We start from the raw sequence: 17,755 nt of genomic DNA on the forward strand, positions 1-17,755 counted from the left end.
TTATTGTGGGAATATTTGCCCCATTTCTCTTGAAATTGAGTATTTGTCCAGCCTCTGTTTTTAGGATTACTGAGAAAATAATGTCATGTGGTGAGTATTTGTAGTTCAGTCAGCAGACAGAACGAATATTCTTCGAAAATCTCTTCAAACCATGTCACCTTCGTCTTTCCGTATATATGTGACTGACTTCATCAGTTCTATCTACAACCTCAAAACAGTGTTTCGAGCTGACTTGATCAATTTTCAAATCTGTACTTTGAGCAACCTGAGACTAGCTTCCTATTTGATTTTCATTGAATATCAGAAACCCATTCTCCATCAAATAATTCGACTGCGTCTAATAATTTTTGATCTGGCAAGGTGTCAGAAATAAAGGTTGTGTATTTGGAGAGGGGATTAATTTTAAAAAATCCAGTCTTGTAAAATTTAGAACTATCAATCAGTAAGATGGTTTCATGGGCTTTGTCAATAATATTCTTTTTTGAAATAGCTTGGCTGAGAGAAGCTTCATAAACATATTGGTCATCAATACCTCTTGCTGAACAAAATGCTAAATCGATATTAAAGTGATCTAATAAAGAATTTTCTTTATCATAGTTAATAACTGAACAGGATTGATGTTTGACCTCGCCAGATGTGATAAAGATTTTGGAGCTATCTTTAACAGTTTCAGATAGGGTTTGTGCAGTATGTAAACCATTTGTAAAAATAATCAAATTATCAAGTTCAGAAAGATAGGGGCAAAGTTCGTAGGTAGTAGTACTAGAATCTAGATAGATACACATTCCTGACCGAATAAAGTCTTTAGCGAGACTAGCGATTAGTCTTTTTTGCCTAGTGCTTTCTCCTTCACGTATTTGATGAGAAAGTTCAATTGTGTTCATAGAGGACAGGGTCACGTATCCGTGCTTTCTTTTGATAAGACCTTGATTTTCTAAGAAAATTAAATCACGACGTAAGGTACTTGTGCTGGAGAAAGTGATTTCTGCCAGCTCTTTTACGGCAATTCTTTTTTTCTTTTTGATAATTTCAATCAATTCAAGTACACGTTCATCTTTTATCATAAGCTCCTCCTAATTCATCATTTCAACTATATTATAGCACAAATTGGAGGAATTTGAATTATTTTTATGTTTATGGAGAAAATGTATGAATTTTATTCAAGTAAGCGTTCACATATTGAAAAAATAAAATGTGGGGATTATAATAAACTTAATCAAGGACGAAGAGAGAAGAAAAATGGAAGCGGTTTTAGCAATAGATTTAGGTGCGACTTCTGGAAGAGCAATCGTTGGTTACCTTTCTGAAAATAAACTAGTAATGGAAGAAATAAATCGCTTTTCTAATCTACCTATTAGAGTAAAAGGGCATTTATCTTGGGATGTTGACTTTCTACTAGCTAAAATTCTTGAAAGCATCCGCTTGGCTAATACTAGTTACAAGATTTTATCTATCGGTATTGATACATGGGGTGTTGATTTTGGACTTATTGATAATGAAGGTAAGCTGTTATCACAACCTGTTCATTATCGTGATGAAAGAACAAAGGGAGTGTTAAAGGAAATATCTGAAATTACTGAATTAGAAAAATTGTATTTTGAAACAGGAAATCAGCTTATGGAGATTAACACCTTGTTCCAACTCTTTAAGGTACGACAAGAATTTCCTAATTCGTTTTATAGTACGAATAAGATTCTTTTAATGCCAGATTTGTTTAATTATCTGTTGACAGGTAAGTTTGCAACTGAAAAAAGCATTGCTTCAACAACCCAACTCTTTGATCCGAGAAGTCAAAAATGGAATCAGAATATTTTAAAACTATTTGAATTGGAGTCATCTTTACTTCCTGAAATTGTTTCAGAGGGGAATGTTCTTGGTAGACTCAAAGAGGAATATGGTTTAGGCAATATTCCTGTTGTGAATGTTTGTAGTCATGATACAGCAAGTGCGATTGTATCAGTTCCTAAGACAGAAGATAGTTTGTTTATTTCATCAGGGACTTGGTCTTTGGTTGGAGTGGAGCTTTCTTCACCTATTCTTAGTACCGAATCGTTCAGTTATGGATTTACAAATGAAGTCGGTAAAGATGGAGTGATTACATTTTTGAAGAATTGTACAGGGCTATGGATCATAGAGGAACTAAGACGTTCATTTGAAAGAAGAGGGAAAGCATATTCTTTTGATGAAATTAGGACAATGGTGGAGAAAGAAAAAGAAAATCTTCCTCTGATTGATACTGAATCAACTGAATTTGCAACAGAATCTGACATGTACAAGACTTTGACAGAATATCTAGCTTATCATCATGAAACTAGAGAGTGGACAGATGGACAACTATTTAAGATAGTTTATGAAAGTCTAGCTGAAACGTATAAGAAAACGATAGAGTTATTAGAAGAACTAACTCATAAGTCTTATAAAAGGATATATGTGATTGGAGGAGGTGCTAGAGCCAGTTACTTTAATCAAATGATTGCTGATAGAACTGGTAAAGAGGTTCTTACAGGTTCAACTGAGGCTACAGCTGTGGGGAATATTGTTGTGCAGCTCATAGCTATGGGACAATTAAAAGGGATGGAAGAAGCTCACCATGTTATTGAGGAGTTCCTACAATTAGAGAGTTATTACTCCCAAAAGAATTAAAAAGATTGAGAGTTTGTAAATTTGCCTCCCTCCCCCTTCTTAAGTTTTGTACAAGAAGGGGGGATAATTGGTGAATTGAAAAATATTTAGTGTTTTGATATGAGGAGGACAAGAATGTCAGATGTAAAACAAGAATTAATTAAGTATGGCAAGAAGCTAGTAGAAACAGATTTGACGAAAGGAACAGGTGGAAATCTCAGTGTTTTCGATCGTGAAAAACAATTGATGGCAATTACCCCGTCGGGTATTGATTTCTTTGAAATCAAAGAATCCGATATTGTAGTGATGGACATTAATGGAAATATTGTAGAGGGAGAACGCTTGCCATCTAGCGAGTGGTATATGCATTTGATTCAATATCAAACTCGTGATGATATCGATGCAATTATCCATGCTCATACAACTTATGCAACAGTATTAGCTTGTCTCAGAGAACCACTTCCGGCGAGTCATTATATGATTGCAGTGGCAGGAAAAGATGTTCGGGTAGCTGAGTATGCAACATATGGTACGAAAGAATTAGCTGTGAATGCAGCTAAAGCAATGGAAGGTCGTAGAGCAGTTTTACTAGCGAATCATGGAATTTTAGCAGGTGCACAAAATTTATTGAATGCATTTAATGTTGTTGAAGAAGTTGAATATTGTGCAAAAATTTATTGTTTAGCTAAGAATTTTGGAGAGCCAGTAGTTCTTCCTGATGAGGAGATGGATTTAATGGCAGAAAAATTTAAAACATACGGTCAGAGAAAATAGGGAGGATATTAATGTTAAAACATATACCGAAAAATATTTCTCCAGATTTATTGAAGACTTTAATGGAAATGGGACATGGAGATGAAATAGTATTAGCTGACGCGAATTATCCTTCTGCCTCATGTGCAAATAAACTAATTCGTTGTGATGGTGTAAATATTCCCGAATTATTAGATTCTATTCTGTATTTAATGCCATTAGATGGTTACGTCGATAGTGCAATTCAGTTTATGAATGTTGTTTCGGGGGATGATATTCCTAAGATATGGGGTACCTATAGACAGATGATTGAAGGTCATGGTACAGATCTTAAAACGATTACTTATCTTAGAAGAGAAGACTTTTATGAGCGTAGTAAGAAAGCTTATGCTATTGTTGCTACAGGAGAAACTTCACTTTATGCTAATATTATCCTTAAGAAAGGAGTAGTTGTTGAAAGAGAAAATGTTTAATAGAGGAATTTTAGTTGCCAGTCATGGTGATTTTGCTAGCGGAGCTCTCATGACCGCAGAAATGTTTGTTGGTGAGACAACAAATGATAGAGTTAGGACATTAGGTTTGATGCCTGGAGAGAATATTGTAGAGTTTGAGCATTATTTTAAAAATCAAGTGGATGAACTGTTAGACTCAAATCAAGAGGTTATCGTTTTGACTGACTTGATTGGAGGAAGTCCTAATAATGTGGCTTTGTCACAGTTTTTAAATTTGGATTCAGTTGATATTGTAACAGGTTTTAATATTCCTCTCCTAGTGGAATTAATATCAAGTTATGATTCAAAAATCAATTTAGAAGAAATTGTTCACAATGCTCAAAATAGTTTGTTTAATGTTAAACAACAACTTAACGTAGAGGAGGAAGAAGATTTATGTCTATAGAGTTTGTTCGTATTGATGACCGTCTGGTACATGGTCAAGTTGTCACTACGTGGCTAAAAAAGTATGATATTGAGCAAGTTATCATTGTTAATGATCGCATCTCAGAAGATAAAACACGACAATCTATTTTAAAGATTTCTGCACCGGTAGGTTTAAAAATTGTTTTCTTTAGTGTAAAACGGTTTGTGGAGGTTTTAAACTCTGTGCCAATAAAAAAGAGAACAATGCTGATATATACAAATCCAAAAGATGTGTATGATTCTATTGAAGGAAATTTAAAATTGGAGTACCTCAATGTAGGACAGATGAGTAAAACGGAGGAAAATGAAAAGGTAACTGGAGGTGTGGCTCTAGGTGAAGAAGACAAATATTATTTTAAGAAAATAGTTGATAAGGGAACGAGAGTTGAAATTCAAATGGTTCCCAATGATAAAGTTACAATGTTGGAAAAATTTTTATAAAAATAATTTAAGGAGGTACAGTATATGCTATTCACACAAGCATTACTGGTGACATTAGTTGGGATTATTGCCACTATTGACTATAATGGACCGTTATTTATGATTCACCGTCCGTTAGTTACAAGTGCAATGGTTGGCTTAGTCTTAGGAGATTTCACCCAAGGTGTTCTTATTGGTTCAGCTCTTGAATTAACTTGGCTCGGTGTAACAGGTATTGGAGGCTACACTCCACCAGATACTATTTCAGGTGCGATTATTGGTACTGCATTTGGTATTTTATCTGGGCAAGGAGAAACTGCTGGTATCGCTATAGCGGTTCCAATTGCAGTTGCTACCCAACAGTTGGATGTTCTTGCAAAAACTTTAGATGTTTATTTTGTGAAAAAAGCTGATAATGATGCTAAAAACGGAGATTACTCAAAGATTGGTTTTTATCATTATTCAAGTTTGATTTTAATCACGTTGTTTAAAATTGTGCCAATTTTCCTAGCTATTATGCTTGGAGGGGAATATGTGGCAGACTTGTTTGCTAAGGTTCCACCAATCGTTATGCAGGGACTTAACTCTGCAGGTGCTTTACTACCTTCAATTGGTTTTGGTATGCTTTTAAATATGATGCTCAAGAAAAATATGTGGGTATTCTTGTTGATTGGCTTCATTTGTTCTGTGTATGGAGGAATGTCAACCATTGGAATCTCACTAGTTGGTATTGCGGTAGCATACTTCTACGATATGATTGGAAGTAAACCACAAGAAACAACTTCAAATAGTGATGTTGAGGAGGATCTTGATCTATGATGAATAATAAAGTAACTAAAGTTGAACTTAAAAAAGTTTTCAAACGAAGTTTTATGTATGGTTCTTCATGGAACTATGAGAGAATGCAGAACCTAGGTTTTCTATATACAATTCTTCCAGTATTGAAAAAACTATATCCAGACAAAGATTCAGCTTCTCCTGCTATGAAACGTCACCTTGAGTTTTTCAATACTCATCAAACAGCGGCACCATTTATTCTTGGAGTTACTTCCGCTATGGAAGAACAAGAAGGAAATGAAGGTGCAGATTCAATTACTGGTATTAAAGTTGGCTTGATGGGGCCACTAGCTGGTCTAGGAGATAGTTTATTCTGGTTGACACTAGTTCCTATCTGTTTTAGTATTGGTGCGTCTTATTCTAAAGACGGCGGTGCTTTAGGTATCTTTATCGCCTTAATATTGTTTAATGTTATTAATATTCCTGTTAAATATTTCGGTTTGAAATATGGCTATACTAAGGGTTCTAGTCTTATCCAAGAAAATAATACAAAAGGAACATTGAATCGCGTTACGAGTATGGCGACAGCATTAGGGCTAGTACTAGTGGGTGGTTTGATTCCATCAATGGTTGGTATTAATTTTGGATTAGAATTTAAGCAGGGGGAACTTGTTATTTCTGTTCAAGAAATGATTACAAAATTAATTCCAGGATTTATCCCTATGGCTTTGACTTTATTAATGTGTAAATTAATTAGAAAAGGGAAAAATCCGGTTGTACTAATCTTTAGTGTTATGGCTATTGGAGTTATCCTAGTTGTTTTAGGAATTTTGAAGTAGTAGAAAGTGTGGAGGTGGTATTGGGATATCACCTCCATTTTGGAAGAGAGGTAAAGAGTGAAATTATGGTATAAGAAAGCTGCCTCAAATTGGAATGAAGCCTTGCCGATTGGGAACGGTCATTTAGGTGGTATGATTTATGGTTCAGCTACAAAAGAATGTATTCAACTAAATGATGAGACTATTTGGTATAGAGGAAAGTCAGATAGAAATAATCCAGACTCACTATTGCATCTTAAAAAAATTCGGGAATATCTTTTAGATGGAGAAGTTCAGAAAGCCGAAGAATTGATAAAGTTAACAATGTTTGCTACCCCAAGAGATCAAAGCCACTATGAATTACTTGGGGAACTTTACATTGAGCATATAGATATTCAGTCTTCTGCTCTTTCATTGTATGAAAGAGAGCTAGATTTAGATACAGCTATTTCTAATGTTGTGTTTGAGCCTAATGGTTGTAATTTACAAATAAAAAGAGAATATTTTACGAGTTTTAATAAGAATATTTTATGTTGCCGTATAGTGTCATCAGTTCAAAACACATTAAATTTAAACATTAATTTGGGTAGAAATAAACGGTTTAATGATGAAGTATCTAAACTGGATTCAAGTACAATTTTAATGTCGGCCTCTGCCGGAGGTAGAAAAGGTGTTCAGTTTAAAGTAGTATGTCATTCTAAGGTTACGGATGGTGAAGTAAGTGTATTGGGAGAGACAATAGTTATTCGGAATGCTACAGAGGTATTTCTTTATCTCAAATCAATGACGGATTATTGGGGAGACATAGATATTTCTTCTCTTCAGGGAGAATTTAGTAGCATTGATTACTTTACAGAAAAAGATGAACATGTAAAAAAATATCAGGAGCAATTTAATAGAGTTGATTTTAAACTGGACTATAGTAAAGATTGTCTTAGCATTCCAACGAATCTACTTCTTGAAAACACTAAAAAGTATAGTAACTACTTGACTAACTTGTTATTTCATTATGGAAGATATCTGTTAATATCGTCTAGTCAGCCGAATGGTTTACCTGCCAATCTTCAAGGAATATGGTGTGATGAATTAAATCCAATTTGGGGTTCTAAATATACGATTAATATTAATACTCAAATGAATTATTGGATGGTAGGTCCATGTGATTTACCAGAAGTAGAATATCCATTATTTGATATGCTCGAAAGAATGAGAGAGCCGGGAAGACTAACCGCTAAGAAAATGTATGGAGCTAGAGGTTTTACAGCACATCATAATACGGATGGTTTTGGCGATACGGCTCCCCAATCTCATGCCATGGGGGCTGCAATTTGGGTATTAACTATTCCATGGTTATGTACACATATTTGGGAACACTATTTATATTTCCAAGATGAGCGTATTCTTACGGAACATTTTGAAATGATAAAAGAAGCATTTCTTTTCTTTGAAGATTATTTATTTGAGGTGGATGGCTACTTGATGACAGGTCCAAGTGTCTCACCGGAAAATAAATATCGCTTAAAAAATGGTATTGAAGGAAATGCTTGTCTATCATCTACAATTGATAATCAAATTCTAAGATATTTTTGTGATTCATGCATTGGCATTGCAAAACAATTAGGAGACAATTCGGATTTTATTAGTCGTGTGAAGGAGTTAAAAAAGAAATTACCTAAAACAAAAATAGGTAGTAATGGGCAAATACAAGAATGGCTAGAGGATTATGAAGAAGTAGAGCCTGGTCATAGACACATTTCACCTCTATTTGGGCTTTATCCTTATAATGAGATTGATATTTATAAAACTCCTGAATTAGCAGAAGCAGCGGAAATCACTATAAATAGGAGATTATCAAATGCTAACTTTTTATCTTCGCAGGATAGGGAACAAGCGATTAATAATTGGTTAGTAAGTGGTTTGCATGCTAGTACACAAACAGGTTGGAGCGCTGCATGGTTGATTCATTTTTTTGCGAGACTATATCAAGGTGAGCCTGCTTATAACCAGATTAATGGTTTGTTAAATAATGCGACTCTTGGGAATTTATTTCTTGACCATCCACCATTTCAAATTGATGGTAATTTAGGTTTGGTGAGTGGAATTTGTGAATTATTAGTACAGAGCCATCATAATTGGTTATCACTAATTCCAGCTTTACCTTCTGCTTGGTCAGAAGGAGAAGTGAAAGGCCTCAGAGTAAGAGGAGGATATAAGGTATCATTTGCTTGGGAAAATGGGGATATAACATTTCTAAAATTGGAAGGAGGAAACAAAGATCAAAAAGTAAGAGTAAGAATATATGGCAAAAATACTGATGTACAAAATATTGAATTGGTATTTAATTCAGAAAAAATTATTGAGTTAAATTTTTAGGTATAAGTCATGAATAAAGAAAAAATAAAAAGAAAATTAATCACAATACTGTTTGTATGTATTGGGATGTTATGTTTTGGATTGTTAGCAGGAGTTAAGGCTGATAATCGTGTTCAAATGAGAACGACGATTAATAATGAATCGCCATTGTTGCTTTCTCCGTTGTATGGCAATGATAATGGTAACGGATTATGGTGGGGGAACACATTGAAGGGAGCATGGGAAGCTATTCCTGAAGATGTAAAGCCATATGCAGCGATTGAACTTCATCCTGCAAAAGTCTGTAAACCAACAAGTTGTATTCCACGAGATACGAAAGAATTGAGAGAATGGTATGTCAAGATGTTGGAGGAAGCTCAAAGTCTAAACATTCCAGTTTTCTTGGTTATTATGTCGGCTGGAGAGCGTAATACAGTTCCTCCAGAGTGGTTAGATGAACAATTCCAAAAGTATAGTGTGTTAAAAGGTGTTTTAAATATTGAGAATTATTGGATTTACAATAACCAGTTAGCTCCGCATAGTGCTAAATATTTGGAAGTTTGTGCCAAATATGGAGCGCATTTTATCTGGCATGATCATGAAAAATGGTTCTGGGAAACTATTATGAATGATTCGACATTCTTTGAAGCTAGTCAAAAATATCATAAAAATTTGGTGTTGGCAACTAAAAATACGCCAATAAGAGATGATGCAGGTACAGATTCTATCGTTAGTGGATTTTGGTTGAGTGGCTTATGTGATAACTGGGGTTCATCAACAGATACATGGAAATGGTGGGAAAAACATTATACAAACACATTTGAAACTGGAAGAGCTAGGGATATGAGATCCTATGCATCGGAACCAGAATCAATGATTGCTATGGAAATGATGAATGTATATACTGGGGGAGGCACAGTTTATAATTTCGAATGTGCCGCGTATACATTTATGACAAATGATGTACCAACTCCAGCATTTACTAAAGGTATTATTCCTTTCTTTAGACATGCTATACAAAATCCAGCTCCAAGTAAGGAAGAAGTTGTAAATAGAACAAAAGCTGTATTTTGGAATGGAGAAGGTAGGATTAGTTCATTAAACGGATTTTATCAAGGACTTTATTCGAATGATGAAACAATGCCTTTATATAATAATGGGAGATACCATATTCTTCCTGTAATACATGAGAAAATTGATAAGGAAAAGATTTCATCTATATTCCCTAATGCAAAAATTTTGACTAAAAATAGTGAGGAATTGTCTAGTAAAGTCAACTATTTAAACTCGCTTTATCCAAAACTTTATGAAGGAGATGGGTATGCTCAGCGTGTAGGTAATTCCTGGTATATTTATAATAGTAATGCTAACATCAATAAAAATCAGCAAGTAATGTTGCCTATGTATACTAATAATACAAAGTCGTTATCGTTAGATTTGACGCCTCATACTTACGCTGTTGTTAAAGAAAATCCAAATAATTTACATATTTTATTGAACAATTACAGGACAGATAAGACAGCTATGTGGGCATTATCAGGAAATTTTGATGCATCAAAAAGTTGGAAGAAAGAAGAATTAGAGTTAGCGAACTGGATAAGCAAAAATTATTCCATCAATCCTGTAGATAATGACTTTAGGACAACAACACTTACATTAAAAGGGCATACTGGTCATAAACCTCAGATAGATATAAGTGGCGATAAAAATCATTATACTTATACAGAAAATTGGGATGAGAATACCCATGTTTATACCATTACGGTTAATCATAATGGAATGGTAGAGATGTCTATAAATACTGAGGGGACAGGCCCAGTCTCTTTCCCAACACCAGATAAATTTAATGATGGTAATTTGAATATAGCATATGCAAAACCAACAACACAAAGTTCTGTAGATTACAATGGAGACCCTAATAGAGCTGTGGATGGTAACAGAAATGGTAATTTTAACTCTGGTTCGGTAACACATACTAGGGCAGATAATCCCTCTTGGTGGGAAGTCGATTTGAAAAAAATGGATAAAGTTGGGCTTGTTAAAATTTATAATCGCACAGATGCTGAGACTCAACGACTATCTAATTTTGATGTGATTCTATATGACAATAATAGAAACGAAGTTGCTAAGAAACATGTTAATAGCTTGTCGGGTGAATCTGTTAGTCTAGATTTCAAAGAAAAAGGAGCAAGGTATATTAAAGTTAAATTACTAACGAGTGGTGTACCTTTGAGTTTAGCAGAAGTAGAGGTTTTTAGAGAATCAGATGGTAAGCAATCTGAAGAAGATATAGATAAAATAACAGAAGATAAAGTAGTTTCTACAAATAAGGTAGCTACTCAAAGTTCAACTAATTATGAAGGTGTGGCTGCCTTAGCAGTTGATGGTAATAAAGACGGAGATTATGGACATCATTCGGTGACTCATACTAAGGCAGATTCTAATGCTTGGTGGCAGGTCGATCTGGGAGAAGAGTTTACAGTTTCTAAAGTTGATATTTATAATAGAACAGACGCCGAACCTCAGCGTTTATCTAATTTTGATGTTATTTTTCTATCTTCATCAGGAGAAGAAGTTTTTAGAAGACATTTTGATAAAGTAGTTGATGGTCTGTTATCTTTAAAAGTACCTTCTGTAGGGGCTAAGCTAGTCAAAATAGAATTAAAATCATCAGCTATTCCGTTAAGTTTAGCGGAAGTTGAAGTCTATGGTTCAAAGAGAACTCCGAAGAAACTTTCCAATATTGCGTTAGCAAAAGAAACTAGACAGAGTTCAACGGATTACAATGGTTTTTCTCGTCTAGCAGTTGATGGAAATAAAAACGGAGATTATGGTCACCATTCGGTGACTCATACCAAAGGAGATTCTCCTTCATGGTGGGAGATAGATTTAGCACAAACCGAAGAATTAGAAAAATTAATTATTTATAATAGAACAGATGCTGAAATTCAGAGATTATCAAATTTTGATATTATTATATATGATTCAAATAATCATGAAGTTTTTAAACAACATATTGACAGTTTAGAAAGCAATAATCTATCCATAGACTTAAAAGGACTGAAGGGAAAAAAGGTTAGAATTTCTTTGAGAAACGCAGGAATTCCTTTAAGTTTGGCAGAGGTAGAGGTTTATACTTATAAGTAATTTTAAAAATTATCATCGGTAGTATAAAAGAAACAGAAAAATAAGAGGAAAGTATTATGATCCAACATCCATGTATTGGTATTCGTCCGACTATTGATGGTCGTCGTCAAGGTGTACGCGAATCACTTGAAGTACAGACAATGAACATGGCTAAAAGTGTGGCAGATCTTATTTCAAGTACATTGAAATATCCAGATGGAGAACCTGTGGAATGCGTGATTTCTCCATCTACTATTGGTCGTGTTCCAGAGGCTGCAGCTTCACATGAATTGTTCAAAAAATCAAATGTTTGTGCAACAATTACAGTCACACCATGCTGGTGTTATGGTAGTGAAACTATGGATATGTCTCCAGATATTCCTCATGCTATTTGGGGATTTAATGGGACAGAACGTCCAGGGGCTGTCTATCTTGCAGCTGTTCTAGCTTCACATGCTCAAAAAGGGATTCCAGCGTTTGGGATTTATGGAAGAGATGTTCAGGAAGCTAATGATACAGATATTCCAGGAGATGTCAAAGAAAAACTTTTACGCTATGTGCGTGCAGCTCTTGCAACTGGCTTGATGCGAGACACTGCTTACCTATCAATGGGTAGTGTTTCAATGGGGATTGGTGGTTCTATTGTGAATCCAGATTTCTTCCAAGAATACCTAGGAATGAGAAATGAATCTGTAGATATGACGGAATTTACACGTCGTATTGACCGTGGTATTTATGACCCAGAAGAGTTTGAACGTGCTATGGTTTGGGTAAAAGAACATATCAAAGAAGGAGTTGATCGAAATCGTGAGGATTTGATTCTTTCTAAAGAAGAGAAAGAAAAACAATGGGAATTTGTGGTAAAAATGTTCATGATTGGTCGAGATCTTATGCAGGGGAATCCTCGTTTAGCAGAGCTTGGTTTTGAGGAAGAAGCAGTTGGTCACCATGCTTTAGTAGCTGGTTTCCAAGGTCAACGTCAGTGGACAGACCATTTTCCAAATGGAGATTTTATGGAAACTTTCCTCAATACTCAGTTTGACTGGAATGGCATTCGAAAACCATTTGTATTTGCGACAGAGAATGATTCACTAAATGGTGTGTCTATGCTCTTTAATTACTTATTGACGAATACCCCACAAATCTTTGCTGACGTGCGTACTTATTGGAGTCCAGAGGCTGTTAAACGTGTAACAGGACATACTTTAGAGGGGCGTGCTGCAGACGGATTCTTACATCTAATCAATTCTGGCTCTTGTACATTAGATGGTACAGGTCAAGCTACACGAGATGGCCAACCTGTTATGAAACCATTTTGGGAGTTGGATGAAAGTGAAGTACAGGCTATGCTTGAAAACACAGACTTCCCACCAGCAAACCGCGAATACTTTCGTGGAGGAGGATTCTCAACTCGTTTCTTGACGAAGGGGGATATGCCAGTAACAATGGTACGTCTCAATCTTCTAAAAGGGGTTGGTCCAGTGCTACAAATTGCAGAAGGTTACACACTTGAACTTCCTGAAGATGTTCACCATACTTTAGATAATCGTACAGATCCAGGATGGCCAACTACTTGGTTTGCTCCACGTTTGACAGGAAAGGGTGCTTTCAAGTCTGTCTATGACGTCATGAATAATTGGGGAGCTAATCACGGAGCCATAACATATGGACACATTGGAGCAGACTTGATTACCTTGGCTTCTATGTTGAGAATTCCTGTCAATATGCATAATGTACCTGAGGAAGATATCTTTAGACCTAAAAATTGGTCCTTATTTGGAACAGAGGATCTAGAATCAGCAGACTATCGTGCATGTCAGTTGTTGGGACCACTACATAAATAAAACTTGTTTATATAGGAGGTGAACTTACGTCCCTCCTATCCTTTTAAAAATATTTGTTAAACAATTCACAAATAATTGAAAACGAATACAAAAAGTAATATAATGATGTTAAGTAAATAGCGCGAAGGCGCAGGAGGAAAATTATATGGCTACATTTTATGTTCCGGCAGTTAACCTTATTGGTAAAGGTGTTGTAAATGAAGTAGGTTCTTATATCAAGGAACTTGGCTATAAAAAGGCACTTTTGGTGACAGATAAGTACATCGAAGGCAGTGACATTTTGCCTAAGGTTTTAAAACCGCTAGATACAGAAGGAATCGAATATGTCATCTTTAGCGATGTAGAGCCAAACCCTACTTGTAAGAATGTCACAGATGGGGTTACTGCTTTGGAAGAGCATGGATGTGACTTTATCATCAGTCTTGGTGGGGGCTCTCCACAGGATGCAGCTAGTTGTATCTCTATCATAGCTACAAATGGTGGCAAACCACAGGATTATGAGGGACTTCATAAGTCTGCTAAAAAAGGCTTGCCAGTTGTGGCTATCAATACAACGGCAGGAACTTCCGCAGAAATTACCATCAACTATGTGATTACTGATGAAGAACGCAAGGTTAAGATGGTAATGGTTGATAAGAATAGCCTTGCTCTTATCTCTGTTAATGACCCGGAACTCATGCTTTCCAAACCTAAAGGCTTGACTGCAGCTACTGGTATGGATGCTCTGACTCACGCTGTTGAAGCTTTGGTAACACCTGGTGCTTATGATGTAACCAAGAAACTGTCTATTGGTGCTATTGAGCTTATCAAGGAATATCTTCCTCGTGCCGTAGCAAATGGACACGATATTGAAGCGCGTGAAGGTATGGTCAATGCCATCTTCCTTGGTGGTATGAGCTTTAATAATGCTGGTCTTGGTTATGTTCACTCAATGGCTCACCAACTCGGTGCAGTATATAACTTGCCTCATGGCGTGTGCTGTGCCATGCTACTACCAGTTATAGAACGTGAAAATGCTAAACGTGTACCAGAGGCTTTCCGCAATGTTGCTAAAGCATTAGGACTTCATGTAGAAGGTAAAGAAGATCAAGAGTGTGCTGATTATGCAATTGCTGAGATTGAGAAGCTTTCTGAGACAGTAGGTATTCCTAAGAAATTGACTGAACTTGGTATTGAAGAAAAAGATTTCGACTTTGAATACCTTTCTAAGAATGCTTTGATTGATGCATGTGCGCCGGGAAACCCATTTATGCCAACCCTAGAAGAAACGATTGATTTTTATAAAGAGTTGTTTTAGCAAGAGATTAGACGACAATGTGACAATTCACCTCTAATTATTGACATTTCAGGAAAAATCGCAGTAAAAACTGCACAGACTTCTTTAAATGTGCTATAAATGGTACATGGCTTGCTAATCCCTTGAAATCAGTGGGTTTTCAGTAGGTCAACTAAAAGTGAATACGAGATTGAATACGACTCTACTTTTAACTTGAACGGATGAAATCCATAAGCCGATCAACGACTTCAACACGTTGATTATCATTTATGTGGGTGTACATATCAAGGGTTGTTTGAACATTGTTGTGACCTAATCTGTCCGAAATGATTTTGGCTGTAATACCAGCTTCAAAGAGGAGAGAAGCGTGTGTATGTCTAAAACCGTGAGGCGTAATTTTTTTAAGCTCATTGTGTTTACATAAGAATCTCTTAAGTTTCACTTTCATAGTTGCAGCCAAAAGCCATCCCCCGCTGTTATTCGTAAAGATATAATTCGAATCATGCTTGTAAGGTACACCAGCCTGAAAATATTCTTTTATTTGTTGACGTTTCCAGAGTTTCAAAACATTCAGAGTTTCATCATCTAAGGTGATAACCCTCTTACTCCTTTTGGTTTTAGGATCCTGAACAGTTTGTTTTTTGCCAATTACGACAGCTGTCCTAGAAATGCTTAACCGTTTATTTTCAAAGTCAACATCTGACCACATGAGTCCGATAGCCTCTCCAGTTCTCAAGCCAGAAAAAGCTAGCAAGTGGAAAAAGGTGTAGTCTACAGGTTTAAGATTTGCTTTGGAAACTTTAAGAAACTCCGTTAGCTCGCGTTTTGTATAGTGGTTCTCTTTGGCCTTTAAGGGTCTATTTTTAGGCTTGATAATCTTATCTAAGGGATTTGACTTAATGATGTCAATAGAAGTGGCATACTTAAAAACACGGCTAATGACAGAGTAGTAATTTGTGTAGAGGATATAGCGATTACTTAACTGAATAGCAACCTTCTGACAATAAGCAACACTGATCTGCTGAAACTTCATATCTGTAAAATATAAGTCAATCATAACATCAAGTTTGTTCTTAATAAGCTGGTAGGTTGTGGGTTTTACAGTGTTTTTATAGCTTTCAAGCCACAAATCAGCGACTTCAGCAAAAGTAGGGTTTTGGAAATCTTCATTGTTTGAAAAACCATTTTCTTCAACATCTAAGAGTAGGTCACGTTCGGCTGCTTTAGCTTCTTTAATGGTTTTAAAACCACGGCGTGTTGTACGCTTTTCTTTTCCAGTAGCAGGGTCTATGCCCAGGTATGTTTGAAAGAGATATCTAGTCTCTCCTTTTTTTGTAATATATTTTTTTATCATAAAAAGTCCTTTCTTTTCGATTGCTTGCCCGCATAGTTGAAAAGGTGTAGAACTTATGATAAACTATAGTTGTATTTTTTTATCATCCTTTCCATTGCTTGCTAGATGGAAAGTTGAAACCTCACACTCAAAGTTTGGCGATGGAGAGTGTGGGGATTTTTTTATTGTACGATGATTTCACCAACAGGAATAATATCTTTCTGTTTTGAAGATTTAGCGATTAGGTCATATTGGTCAGCAGATTTTTCATAACCAAGGGAAAGAGTAGTATTATCGTCTGGTAATTTTTTAGCGAACTCAGATATAGACATACGAATCAAAGTTATTGCATTGTTTTGGTCATTAGTAGCAGAATTAGAATTAACTGCATCCAGAGATTCTTTTGCGCTATCCTTAGCCGTTCCAGTTAGCAGAATCATAATTGTATCATGCGGTTCGGATGAATCTGAATCGATTACATCGTTTTTAATTTTTACGCTTATTGCGCCAGTTGATTCAGGGTCTAATTTTGATTTAATTTCAGAGATTAAATCATCATATTTACTGTTATCTACTTTGGCTTTTGTGTTTGTAGAAGTAGTATTCTTTTGCTCCGTTTTTGGTTGCTCCGAGCTATCTTTTGTAGCTGATTGATTGTTAGAGCAAGCTACTAGAACTGTAGCACTAAGCAAGATAGCTGATGTTGTTAGTAGTTTTTTCATGGGTATTCTCCTTTATTTTATTTCTCTCTATACACACTGACAACTTCCCCAATAGTTCGGATGTCATCTTCTTCTGTCAGGTGGATTTCTTCATAGCTATTGTTGAGACTTTGCAAGTACCAACCGCCGTTATAGTCACGTTTCAGCTTTTTAACAAAGTTTTTACCATTGATTTGGAAAATGCCGATGTCGTTGATATCTACTTGATTTTTGACTTTGATAAAGAGCAGGTCGTTATCTTCAATCATTGGTTCCATGGAGTCGCCAGCCACCTTAGCGATAGTGTCATAATCTTCAGGGACGTCTTCGGCACGCAGTCTTACTTCCATGTGTAGATTGTCTTCTTGGAAAGTTCCGTGTCCTGCTGCAACCAAGCCTTCTACATAATCAGTAATGTAGTCCTCGCCATCTTGAGACTTATCAAAGATTGAGACAATCTTAGAGTTGTTTTGTTCTTCTAGTTGTTCCTTGGCATAGTCAAGGACTTTTTCTTGTTTAGGCTCCTCTAGCTGGTTGTAGATAGTTAGGATTTCAGGGTGTTCGTTTTGGGTAGGCAATAAGGGAGAAAATATCTCAGGTCTAATGCCCAAAGCTGAACAAATTTTTATAGCATTTTCAACATTAGCATTCATTATTCCTCGTTCTAATATAGAACGGACAGTTGAATAAGGCATACCATTTTCTTCTGCAAAAGATTTTACAGAACTATAACGAGAAAGAATTAGTTGCTTTAGTTTATCTTCGTTCATAGTTACCTCTCTTTCTATCCTTATTATAACACACGATTTTTCGTAT

At 35.8% G+C, this 17,755-nt stretch carries 15 protein-coding genes; 11 read left to right on the plus strand and 4 right to left on the minus strand.

The window, feature by feature from the left end; translation table 11 throughout:
* Positions 1 to 290: 290 nt before the first annotated feature.
* A complete protein-coding gene (locus ADH54_RS08685; protein WP_049524800.1) occupies positions 291 to 1,064 on the minus strand; it encodes a DeoR/GlpR family DNA-binding transcription regulator in 774 nt (257 codons plus the stop codon).
* Between the two features lie 175 nt (positions 1,065 to 1,239).
* On the opposite strand from ADH54_RS08685, the gene ADH54_RS08690 reads away from it, so the two are divergent.
* From ADH54_RS08690 to ADH54_RS08740, 11 genes are all read left to right on the plus strand, one after another.
* Positions 1,240 to 2,643, plus strand: a complete 1,404-nt coding sequence (locus tag ADH54_RS08690; RefSeq protein ID WP_049524801.1) for a rhamnulokinase — start codon at positions 1,240 to 1,242, stop codon at positions 2,641 to 2,643.
* 114 nt (positions 2,644 to 2,757) lie between these two features.
* Positions 2,758 to 3,396 carry an L-fuculose-phosphate aldolase gene (locus ADH54_RS08695; RefSeq protein ID WP_001286138.1) on the plus strand — a complete coding sequence of 213 codons (639 nt, stop codon included), beginning with the start codon at positions 2,758 to 2,760 and terminating at the stop codon, positions 3,394 to 3,396.
* Between the two features lie 11 nt (positions 3,397 to 3,407).
* On the plus strand, positions 3,408 to 3,848 hold the full coding sequence (locus ADH54_RS08700) for an RbsD/FucU family protein (protein ID WP_000912112.1): 441 nt from the start codon (positions 3,408 to 3,410) through the stop codon (positions 3,846 to 3,848).
* A complete protein-coding gene (locus tag ADH54_RS08705; protein ID WP_033678738.1) occupies positions 3,841 to 4,272 on the plus strand; it encodes a PTS sugar transporter subunit IIA in 432 nt (143 codons plus the stop codon). Before ADH54_RS08700 ends, ADH54_RS08705 begins: the two co-directional genes overlap by 8 nt.
* Positions 4,263 to 4,733, plus strand: coding sequence for a PTS sugar transporter subunit IIB (locus ADH54_RS08710; RefSeq protein WP_000020992.1), 471 nt, complete (start codon positions 4,263 to 4,265; stop codon positions 4,731 to 4,733). The genes ADH54_RS08705 and ADH54_RS08710 overlap by 10 nt, the downstream gene beginning before the upstream one ends.
* A gap of 24 nt (positions 4,734 to 4,757) precedes the next feature.
* Positions 4,758 to 5,531 (plus strand): PTS mannose/fructose/sorbose/N-acetylgalactosamine transporter subunit IIC, encoded by a 774-nt coding sequence (locus ADH54_RS08715; protein ID WP_033678700.1) that lies wholly within the window; start codon positions 4,758 to 4,760, stop codon positions 5,529 to 5,531.
* Positions 5,528 to 6,328, plus strand: a complete 801-nt coding sequence (locus ADH54_RS08720) for a PTS system mannose/fructose/sorbose family transporter subunit IID (protein ID WP_000981723.1) — start codon at positions 5,528 to 5,530, stop codon at positions 6,326 to 6,328. The genes ADH54_RS08715 and ADH54_RS08720 overlap by 4 nt, the downstream gene beginning before the upstream one ends.
* Before the next feature lie 57 nt (positions 6,329 to 6,385).
* Positions 6,386 to 8,680 (plus strand): glycoside hydrolase family 95 protein, encoded by a 2,295-nt coding sequence (locus ADH54_RS08725; RefSeq protein WP_049524802.1) that lies wholly within the window; start codon positions 6,386 to 6,388, stop codon positions 8,678 to 8,680.
* Positions 8,681 to 8,689: 9 nt separating this feature from the next.
* Positions 8,690 to 11,806: a glycosyl hydrolase family 98 C-terminal domain-containing protein gene (locus ADH54_RS08730; RefSeq protein WP_049524803.1), complete on the plus strand. Its 3,117-nt coding sequence runs from the start codon at positions 8,690 to 8,692 to the stop codon at positions 11,804 to 11,806.
* A gap of 56 nt (positions 11,807 to 11,862) precedes the next feature.
* Positions 11,863 to 13,629, plus strand: a complete 1,767-nt coding sequence (locus ADH54_RS08735; protein WP_049524805.1) for an L-fucose isomerase — start codon at positions 11,863 to 11,865, stop codon at positions 13,627 to 13,629.
* 145 nt (positions 13,630 to 13,774) lie between these two features.
* A complete protein-coding gene (locus ADH54_RS08740) occupies positions 13,775 to 14,926 on the plus strand; it encodes an iron-containing alcohol dehydrogenase (RefSeq protein ID WP_049524806.1) in 1,152 nt (383 codons plus the stop codon).
* Between the two features lie 187 nt (positions 14,927 to 15,113).
* Here the strand turns inward: ADH54_RS08740 and ADH54_RS08745 are convergent, their stop codons facing one another.
* The 3 genes from ADH54_RS08745 to ADH54_RS08755 all read right to left on the minus strand — a co-directional run bounded on the left by ADH54_RS08745 (position 15,114) and on the right by ADH54_RS08755 (position 17,709).
* Positions 15,114 to 16,259 (minus strand): tyrosine-type recombinase/integrase, encoded by a 1,146-nt coding sequence (locus ADH54_RS08745; protein ID WP_049524807.1) that lies wholly within the window; start codon positions 16,257 to 16,259, stop codon positions 15,114 to 15,116.
* A gap of 161 nt (positions 16,260 to 16,420) precedes the next feature.
* Entirely contained in the window at positions 16,421 to 16,960 is a 540-nt protein-coding gene (locus ADH54_RS08750; RefSeq protein ID WP_049524809.1) for a hypothetical protein, read from the minus strand.
* 17 nt (positions 16,961 to 16,977) lie between these two features.
* Positions 16,978 to 17,709, minus strand: coding sequence for an XRE family transcriptional regulator (locus ADH54_RS08755; protein ID WP_049524810.1), 732 nt, complete (start codon positions 17,707 to 17,709; stop codon positions 16,978 to 16,980).
* Positions 17,710 to 17,755 lie beyond the last annotated feature (46 nt).

Origin of the sequence: Streptococcus pseudopneumoniae (assembly GCF_001072315.1) — a bacterium.
Classification (GTDB): domain Bacteria; phylum Bacillota; class Bacilli; order Lactobacillales; family Streptococcaceae; genus Streptococcus; species Streptococcus pseudopneumoniae_R.

What these genes read in the sequence shown, in the direction of transcription:
- ADH54_RS08700 (WP_000912112.1), top strand. Translation starts at nt 3,408, where the DNA reads ATGTTAAAACATATACCGAAAAATATTTCTCCAGATTTATTGAAGACT.
- ADH54_RS08755 (WP_049524810.1), bottom strand. Translation starts at nt 17,709, where the DNA reads ATGAACGAAGATAAACTAAAGCAACTAATTCTTTCTCGTTATAGTTCT.
- ADH54_RS08750 (WP_049524809.1), bottom strand. Translation starts at nt 16,960, where the DNA reads ATGAAAAAACTACTAACAACATCAGCTATCTTGCTTAGTGCTACAGTT.
- ADH54_RS08740 (WP_049524806.1), top strand. Translation starts at nt 13,775, where the DNA reads ATGGCTACATTTTATGTTCCGGCAGTTAACCTTATTGGTAAAGGTGTT.
- ADH54_RS08685 (WP_049524800.1), bottom strand. Translation starts at nt 1,064, where the DNA reads ATGATAAAAGATGAACGTGTACTTGAATTGATTGAAATTATCAAAAAG.
- ADH54_RS08735 (WP_049524805.1), top strand. Translation starts at nt 11,863, where the DNA reads ATGATCCAACATCCATGTATTGGTATTCGTCCGACTATTGATGGTCGT.
- ADH54_RS08730 (WP_049524803.1), top strand. Translation starts at nt 8,690, where the DNA reads ATGAATAAAGAAAAAATAAAAAGAAAATTAATCACAATACTGTTTGTA.
- ADH54_RS08690 (WP_049524801.1), top strand. Translation starts at nt 1,240, where the DNA reads ATGGAAGCGGTTTTAGCAATAGATTTAGGTGCGACTTCTGGAAGAGCA.
- ADH54_RS08715 (WP_033678700.1), top strand. Translation starts at nt 4,758, where the DNA reads ATGCTATTCACACAAGCATTACTGGTGACATTAGTTGGGATTATTGCC.
- ADH54_RS08745 (WP_049524807.1), bottom strand. Translation starts at nt 16,259, where the DNA reads ATGATAAAAAAATATATTACAAAAAAAGGAGAGACTAGATATCTCTTT.
- ADH54_RS08710 (WP_000020992.1), top strand. Translation starts at nt 4,263, where the DNA reads ATGTCTATAGAGTTTGTTCGTATTGATGACCGTCTGGTACATGGTCAA.
- ADH54_RS08720 (WP_000981723.1), top strand. Translation starts at nt 5,528, where the DNA reads ATGATGAATAATAAAGTAACTAAAGTTGAACTTAAAAAAGTTTTCAAA.
- ADH54_RS08695 (WP_001286138.1), top strand. Translation starts at nt 2,758, where the DNA reads ATGTCAGATGTAAAACAAGAATTAATTAAGTATGGCAAGAAGCTAGTA.
- ADH54_RS08705 (WP_033678738.1), top strand. Translation starts at nt 3,841, where the DNA reads ATGTTTAATAGAGGAATTTTAGTTGCCAGTCATGGTGATTTTGCTAGC.